5 protein-coding genes are annotated in these 8,349 nt (G+C 69.0%); 4 read left to right on the forward strand and 1 reads right to left on the reverse strand.

All coding sequences use genetic code 11. From position 1 onward, the window contains the following. The first annotated feature begins 61 nt into the window (after positions 1–61). The 3 genes from SGA01_RS06490 (at position 62) to SGA01_RS06500 (ending at position 4,599) form a co-directional block, all read left to right on the forward strand. Positions 62–1,792 carry a CAP domain-containing protein gene (locus SGA01_RS06490; protein WP_229918477.1) on the forward strand — a complete coding sequence of 577 codons (1,731 nt, stop codon included), beginning with the start codon at positions 62–64 and terminating at the stop codon, positions 1,790–1,792. A gap of 90 nt (positions 1,793–1,882) precedes the next feature. Next, on the forward strand, positions 1,883–2,440 hold the full coding sequence (locus SGA01_RS06495) for a hypothetical protein (RefSeq protein WP_229918476.1): 558 nt from the start codon (positions 1,883–1,885) through the stop codon (positions 2,438–2,440). A 194-nt stretch (positions 2,441–2,634) separates the two neighbouring features. Continuing rightward, positions 2,635–4,599 carry a vWA domain-containing protein gene (locus SGA01_RS06500; protein WP_141294226.1) on the forward strand — a complete coding sequence of 655 codons (1,965 nt, stop codon included), beginning with the start codon at positions 2,635–2,637 and terminating at the stop codon, positions 4,597–4,599. Between the two features lie 15 nt (positions 4,600–4,614). Here the strand turns inward: SGA01_RS06500 and SGA01_RS06505 are convergent, their stop codons facing one another. Further along, entirely contained in the window at positions 4,615–4,974 is a 360-nt protein-coding gene (locus SGA01_RS06505) for a hypothetical protein (RefSeq protein WP_141294228.1), read from the reverse strand. A gap of 552 nt (positions 4,975–5,526) precedes the next feature. Between SGA01_RS06505 and SGA01_RS06510 the strand changes: the two genes are divergently transcribed. Next, on the forward strand, positions 5,527–8,349 hold a 2,823-nt coding region (locus SGA01_RS06510; RefSeq protein WP_174867217.1), incomplete at its 3' end, for an NPCBM/NEW2 domain-containing protein.

An 8,349-nucleotide genomic window follows, 5' to 3' on the forward strand; every position in this document is an offset into this window, starting at 1 on the left:
CCGGGCCGAGGCTCTCCTCTGCGCAAGGAACTCCACAAGAGGCAAGTGAAGGACGGACAGCGTGCAGCGGACGATGGATCTTGAGCAGCTGACGGACACCGAACTGGTACGGGCGGCGCAGTACGGCGATCCCTGGGCGCGCGAGCAGCTCGTCGCCGTCCACCAGCCGCTCGTCAGCGCCCTCGCGGCCCGCGCCCTCGACGGCCGCCCCGGCGCCGACGCGGCCGTGGACGCCATCGTGCGGGACACCCTCGGCCGCGCCGAGTTCGCGCTGGGCACCCTGCCCTCCCCGGAGGCCTTCCGCCCCTGGCTCGTCGCGATGGCCGTGGACAGCACTCTCGGCCACGCGGCCGCCGCACAGGGTCTCCCGACCGGGCCCGCAGCCCCGGGCACCGATTTCGCCCAGGCCCTCCGCTGGCTGGACGTCGAGGACACCCTGATGGTGGCCCTGTGGTCGCTGGAGGAGGAGAGGTGGCTGAGCCGGCACGAGACGGCCGCCGCGCTGAACTGGACCCCGCACGACACCGCGATACGGATGGATGCGGTACGCATACGCCTGGACGCTGCCCGGTCCGTGACCGCCGCCCTGGCTCGCACACCGCGCTGTGCCGACCTCGGCCTGCAGGCAGCCGGCTGGGCCGGCGAGCCGAGCGCCCCTTGGCGCGACCACCTGGCCCGTCACACCACCCACTGCGCCTACTGCGCCGGGGGGATGGGAATCGGCGCGTCCGTGCCCGTCGGAACGGTCGCAGCGTCTGCTGTCCCCGGCGCCGCCGATCCGACGGAGACCTTCGTTCTCCTCCCCGATCACACCGATCACACCGACCACACCGACCACTCCGGTTCCTTCGCCCTCGCGGAATTCGGCGCCACCGCCGCGGCGGCCGACCGACGCAGCACCCGCGCGTCCCGTCGTCGGCGCCGCCAGGCCGACGAACGCACCCGCCGCCGCGCCGCCGTCGCGGCCGGGATCGCCGTCGCCGCGGTGACCGGCGGGGTCTTCGCGCTGCACTCCGCACGCGAAGGGAACGAGGAGCTGTACGAGGCGAACCGGGCGACCGCCTCCGGCCTCGACATTCCCCTGTCGAACGAACCGGGCGCTCTGACCGCCTCTCCGCCGACGGTCACCGCCTCGCCTTCCACGGCTTCCGCCTCCGCGTCCCCTTCCTCGGCCAAGACCTCCGCCTCGGCCAGCGCCGGCGCCTCCGCCTCCCCTTCCAAGACGCCCGCCCCCAAGCGGACCACGTCCACGCCCACCAAGAGCCCTCGCCCCACCGCGAATCCTGTGACGAAACGCCCCACCACTCCCACCACCCGCCCCGACGCCACACCCTCCGCGCGGCCGACGACCACCGCCCCCACGGGCGGCACGGACTCCGGTCCCGGGGGCGGTACGCAGCAGGACACGGGCCAGAGCTCGGCGGCGGAGCAGGTGATCGCGCTGGTCAACGCCGAGCGGGCCAAGGCCGGCTGTGGGGCCCTGAGCTCCAACGCCACCCTGGCGAAGGCGGCCCAGGGCCACTCCGACGACATGGCCGCGCGGGACTACTTCGACCACACCAACCCCGACGGCGACGGCCCCGGCGAGCGCGTCACGGCCGCCGGCTACCCGTGGTCGACGTACGGCGAGAACATCGCGATGGGTCAGAGCACCCCCGAGCAGGTCATGGAGGGGTGGATGAACAGCCCCGGTCACCGCGCGAACATCCTCAACTGCGACTTCAAGGAGATCGGCATCGGCATCCACACCGACGGCGGCCCCTACTGGACCCAGGTGTTCGGCGCCCGCTGAGTCCTGGACCCCGTACCCCCCTGACCGCGGGCACTGGCACCCGCGGGCAGGACTGGGGGAAGTGTCAGAGGGCACGGCTACCGTGCTGACGTGGCGAACTCTTACGTGGCGAACTCTTATACGACGTTGTGGACCAACAGCTTGTGCCGAGAGCTTGAACGGTCCGGCCGTGCCGGTCAGCGGCTCACGATGCTGTTCGGCGGGCCGTACCAATCCCTGCCGAGCTTCCTGCGTGCGGGAGTCCGTCCCGGCGACCGCATCTACCCGATGCGAGCCCACCGCACCCGTCTCCACGTGCTGGGGGTGCTGGAGGTCGCTGACATCGTCCCTTACGAGGTCGCCGGCTCGGCGCTCCCCGACGACGACTACATGAAGTTGCTGGACTGGCGCCTGCTCAAGACCGGATGGGTCACCGAAGTACTCGTCGGACCGCCTGGTGCCCCGCTCAGTTTCGACACGGTCGTCCCCGGAGACCTCCTGGAACGGCTGACGTACACATCCCGCCGGGGCGAGCGCGTGCTGAAGCACGTCGAGGACGGACGCCTGCTCCGTTCGGCCGGTCTCCAGGGCATCTACCGCCTCGCGGCCGGCTCCGCCGAGGAACTCGACCAGCTGATTCGCCGCGAAGAGTGCGCGACCTCGGTCTGAGCGACGGTGCGCATCGCGCGAACCCGGCCGCGGTCGGACGGCGCTCGGTCCAGGTTGCGATCGAAACGCCTCACCTTCCTCATCGCGCCAAGGGGCGAGATCCGAGGCATCAGCGGGGCCGCGGAACCATTCACATCTGCTCATCGTCGGATGATTCGAGCTCTGCCAACACAAAGCCCTTGCACCGTCCCCGAGTGCCCGTTACCTGGCAGGTGCGCGCCAAGGGTTCGGACCGGCGCCACCTCCAGGAGATCACCTTCATGCATCCGAGACCACGCCGACGACGCGTGCTCGCCGCTGTTTCCGTGCTGCTGCTCGGCGCGCTCCTGTCGCCTTCGGCGACCGCGAGTGCCTCCCCCGCAGCACCCGGCACTCCGGAACCGGCCAGGATGGACCTGGTTCTCGACCTGTCCGGGTCGATGAACAAGAGCGATGCCGGCGGCCAGACCCGCCTCGCCGCCGCCAAGCAGGCCGTCACCCGGATCATCGACACCGCCCCCGAACAGGCCCCGCTGGGACTGCGCGTGTACGGCGCCACGTATCTCGGAAAGGACAAGAAGCAGGGCTGCGCCGACACGCAGCAGGTCCTGCCCGTCACCGCGATGGACCGGGCCGCGCGTGCCGACGCGAAGAAGCGGGTCGCGGGCTTCAAGGCCGTCGGGTTCACACCGATCGGCGTCTCGCTCCGCGAGGCCGCCAAGGACCTCGGCACGAGCGGCAAGCGCCGCATCGTCCTGGTCTCGGACGGGGACGACACCTGTGCGCCGCCGCCTCCGTGCGAGGTGGCCCGTGAACTCAAGGCGCAGGGCGTCGACCTCGCCGTGGACGTGGTCGGGTTCCGGACACCCTCCTCGGCGCGCGCGCAGCTGAAGTGCATCGCCGACGTGACGGACGGATCGTACGCGGACGCCGACGACGCCGACTCGCTGACCGACACTCTGGGCACCCTGTTCCGCAAGGCGTGGCGGACCTACCACGCCACCGGGAAGCCGGTCGTGGGCTCCCTCAACGGCTGCCAGGACGCTCCGCTGGTCACGCCCGGCCAGTACCTGGACAAGTTCACCGGAGGGCGCAACCTCTACTACAAGGTCAAGAAGCGGACGGACCAGCGGCTCCAGGTGAGCGCCACCGCCGTCGCCGAGGAGGGGTACGAGCGCGGCTCCATCATCGTCGTCGCGGCCGGCCCTGCGGGTGACGGCGAACCCCGTGACTGGCTGCGGGAGTTCGACCAGTCGATGGGCTGGGCGAACATCATCTCCACCGGAGGCCGCAGCACGCCCGGAGCAGGCAACGAGAAGCCCGCACCGGACGACACCGGCTGCATCATGGTCGAGAACAAGGTGACCCGGTCCGGCGACAAGGCGATGCCCGTCGAGCTCCTCGTCGGCATCGCCGACAAGACGACCCAGAGCGCCGGCGCACGGACTCCGAAGCCCCGCACCGGGACCTACGCCGAGGGCGGCTTCTCGTTCAACAGCGCCACCCCGATCGGACCGGGCACCCACCGCCAGTCCATCGCCGTCGGCGAGGCCCCTTTCTGGCGGGTGGAGCTGAAGGCAGGCCAGAAACTGACGGTCAAGGCCGGCGTGGACATCCCGGAGGACTTCCCCCACTCCGCCACCACCGGGTGGGGCGTCACCGTCTACAACGCTCAGCGTGAGTCGACGATGTGCAACGAGGACAACGACGCGACCGAGCTCTTCGCGGGCAGGACCGGGCACATCGAGCGTGTCTGCGGCCCCTGGGAGATCACCGAGCAGGGCGACACCCAGAGCCCTGACCCCAACGGGTACGACGTGCCCGGCACGTACTACATCCAGGCACAGGTCGCCGAGCCCGACGAGAAGGCGAAGGGCATCGTCGTACCGATCTCGCTGACCGTGGACGTCTCCGGCACACCGACCTCCGGAAACAGCCCGGTCTTCTTCTTCGGTGACGATGTCGCGGACGCCCAGGGCCCGTCCCCGTCCGGCGAGAACGGGAGCGGGAACGCCGAAGAGGGCGCGACCGGTGACAAGGGCGCGGCCGGCGGCGCGACGGTTGCCGCCGAGGACGAAGACTCCCTCGTGGGCGAACTCGCGCTGCCGATCGGCATCGGTGCCGGGGTCCTCCTGCTCGTCGGCATCGGCTTCTACACCGTCAGGCGCCGCAGGGCCTGACATCAGCGCTGGGAATCAGCCGGAATGCCCCTCGGGAAGGGGCGTTCCGGCGTAGCGGGCCACGGCGACGTCGATCGCCGTATCGGCCTGCTCCGAGGTTCCGATGGTGAGGACCTCGATGTTGTCACCGTCCACCACGCGAGCACGAAGGTGAACGACGATCTCGTCGATACCGATGGATCCGGTGACATTGCCCGGACCACCCGGTGCGGAGGCGAGATCGATGGCGATCCGGTTGCCACCGGCGGTCCCCCCGGAGCACCCACGCAGATCCTCGAGCAGCTGGGTGTCGTCCCCGTCTTCCACCACGTACTCGATGAGCTGATCGCCTTCGTCGGAGAGGTATCCGATGCGCTGGTCGGCCTCGGTTGCCACGCGCGCGTATGCGGGGCAACAACGCCGCCGACCTGTCATGCCGGGCGGCGACAGTGATGTGGAGTCTTGTTGGTTTGGCAGAGCCTTTACGGGCCGAGACCCTACTGACGCCTGCCATCACATGCAATACGGCCTTGAAACTTTTCTGAAGATCCATCAATGGAGGATGGAAACACTTCAGCTGATGACGCAGCCGTGCGTGCCGCCGGGGCACCCCGAAGCGCCGCTACCGCCATGGCCAGCAGCACGGGGAGCCTCTCCTATCATGCGTGTGACCTGTGCATTCATGCGACTTCCGAGACCTCGCCCCACGGCTGCGACACCTTCGAAGCATTGCCATCAGGGTCGACACCCTCACACCTCGCGACTGCGGCCGACGCAAGCGATGTGAGCGCGAAGTATTGACAGCGGCTTCACTCAAAGCCTCAATATTCAACACAGTTCAACAAGGGGTTCAGGTGCTCGACCGCCCCGCGGCTCCGCTCCTGCCCCCCTGGGACTCCCTCCCCCACTCGAAAGGATCGACCGCAGATGCGTCGTTCTGCCTGTGCGATGACCGCTGTGCTCGCAGTGGTCGGCACCGCACTCGCCCTACCCGGCCCCTCGCCGGCGATGGCCGCCACCGCCACCGCCGCCGGTGCGGCGGCGGGCCCGTACGTGATCGAAGCCGAGAGCATGTCGCTGACCAACTTCGCGACGGACACGGTGAACCACACCTGGAACGGGACGACGGTCGACAACGTCACCTACGTCCGGGGCGCGTCGGGCCAGGCGAGCACCGCCAGGACCACCTTCTCCGGCACGGCCGGGACGTACGACCTCATCACGCGGTACAACGGCATGACCGAGAACGGCGTGACGTACAAGATCACCGTGAACTCCGACGCCGTGGATTCCTGGGGCACTTCGCGCCGCCACGGACGCGACTACACCGACCCGGTCAACATCGACACCCGCACGTCGAGCAAGGTGCCGCTCAAGCCCGGGGACGTCATCGAACTGACTGCCACCTCGACGGGCGAGGTCCCACGGATCGACCGGATCACGATCCAGGAGCATGTGGGGGCGCCGACCAGCACCCTGAGCATCAAGTCCCCGAACACGGCCCTGAACGACGGCTTCACCTGGGGCAAGAATCGGGCCCTTGCCATGACGTTCTACCCCGGCAACCCGATGATGGGCCACGAGCCGGAGTGGTGGCGGCTCAAGAACGCGTCGCACCCGACGGTGGAGCCGGGCTACTGGGGCGCGTACACGAACCGCGAGTCGTACTACAACCGCGACATCTCCCACCAGTCGGACGGTGCGCACGCCGTCGGCCTGGACGCGGAGACCTTCCACATGATGAAGACCTTCGCCGCCGACGCCGACGACCCGGGCCAGAACGGCTGGCCGCTGTGGGCACACAGCTCGTACGGCGCCATGTACTACATCGACGGCACCGGCTTCCGCGAACTGCCCTCGCCCTTCAACCTGATGACGAAGGCCTACAAGCAGTACCAGTGGACCGGCGACCCGGCGTGGCTCAACGACCCGGACCTCTCGAAGTTCTACGACTCGACGATGGGGACGTTCCTCACCGGTCACGAGGTCACGTGGAACGACGCCAACCCGACGGCGGAGCAGCCGGTTTCGCGCAAGCAGCCGGGCGAGTACACCGCCACCTTCTTCGAGTTCCCGAACGAGAACCTGGTCTCGGCCGCCGACTCCCTCGGTTACCAGTACCAGTCGATGCTGGCGTACTCGGCGATGCTCAAGGCGAAGGGCGACAACGCCGGCAGCACCACGTGGGCGGAGCGCGCCAAGCGGGTCCGCGCCCACTTCGAGAACAACTGGTGGGACTCGGCGAACAACCGTTATGTCCGGGGCAAGGACGCGGCCGGCACCGGCTACAGCAGCTGGGGCCACGAGGCCAGCTTCCTGATGATGCTGACCGGGCTCGGCGACCACGGCCCCCGGGCCGACAGCTACCTGGACTTCATCGCCGCGAACGACAACGACCTGAACGTCGAGGCGACCTCCTACCTGCCCGAGATGTTCTACCAGTACAACCGCTCGGCGGAGGGCTGGGCCTGGCTCAAGAAGCTCATGGCCGACAGGAACACGTACCCCGAGATCTCCTTCCTCGCGGTGAGCAGCACGATCGACGGCATGATGGGCGTGCAGCCCGACGCCCCGAACGACAAGGTCGCCACCGTCTCGCGGCTGACGTCCGAGACCCCGTGGGTGGAGATCGACCACCTGAAGGTCGGTGACAACGACCTGAAGCTCCAGCACACCGGTACGACGGCGTCGAAGCTCACCAACAACTCGGGCGGCACCGTGAACTGGGAGGCTCAGTTCTACGGCTCCCACGGCACGATCACCGTGAACGGCACGCCGTACGCGGCGCAGACCAAGTCGCTGTACGGCAAGACCGTCTCGTACGTGACGGTGCCGGTGACCGCCGGCGCGGCGGTGACCGCGACCGCCGGGACCCCGACGGGCGACACCATCGCTCCGACCGCACCGACGGGCCTCGCGGCGAGCGGCGCGACCTCCGACAGCATGGAGCTGGCCTGGACGGCGTCCGACGACAACGTCGGCGTGACCGGCTACAACGTCTACCGCGGCACCACGCTCATCGGCACGACGACGGGCGCGACCACCCGCTTCACCGCCACGGGTCTCTCGCCCTGGACGCCGTACACCTTCACGGTGAAGGCGGTCGACGCCGCCGGGAACGTGTCAGGAGCGAGCAACGCCGTCACCGCCTCCACCGGCGGCGACGGCCGGCAGGTCGACCTGAGCACGCTCACCTGGAGCAGCGCTCGGAGCGACTTCGGCAGCGTCACCAAGGACAAGAGCGTCGGCGGCGGCCCGATCAGGCTCAACGGCACGACGTACGCCAAGGGCATCGGCACGCACGCCAACAGCACGATCACCTACGCCCTCAACGGCGGCTACACCCGCTTCCAGTCCGACCTCGGCGTCGACGACGAAGTCACCAGCAACGCGACAGTGAAGTTCGAGGTCTGGGGCGACGGCACCAAACTCTACGAATCCCCCGCCCCGATGACCCCCACCACCGCCACCACCTCCATCGATCTCGACGTCACCGGAGTCACCACTCTCACCCTCAAGGTCACCGACGCCGGCGACGGCATCAACAGCGACCACGCCGACTGGGCGGGAGCCAAGCTCATCACCCGACCGCAGACCCGGACGGCGCTCAGCGACCTGAACTGGACGGGCACGCCCGCGATCGGCTGGGGCACCGTCCGCAAGGACAAGAGCGTCGACGGCAACACCATCAAGCTCAACGGCACCACCTACACCAAGGGCATCGGCACGCACGCCAACAGCACGATCACCTACACCCTCAACGGCGGCTAC

This window comes from Streptomyces gardneri (assembly GCF_006539185.1).
Lineage (GTDB): Bacteria > Actinomycetota > Actinomycetes > Streptomycetales > Streptomycetaceae > Streptomyces > Streptomyces gardneri.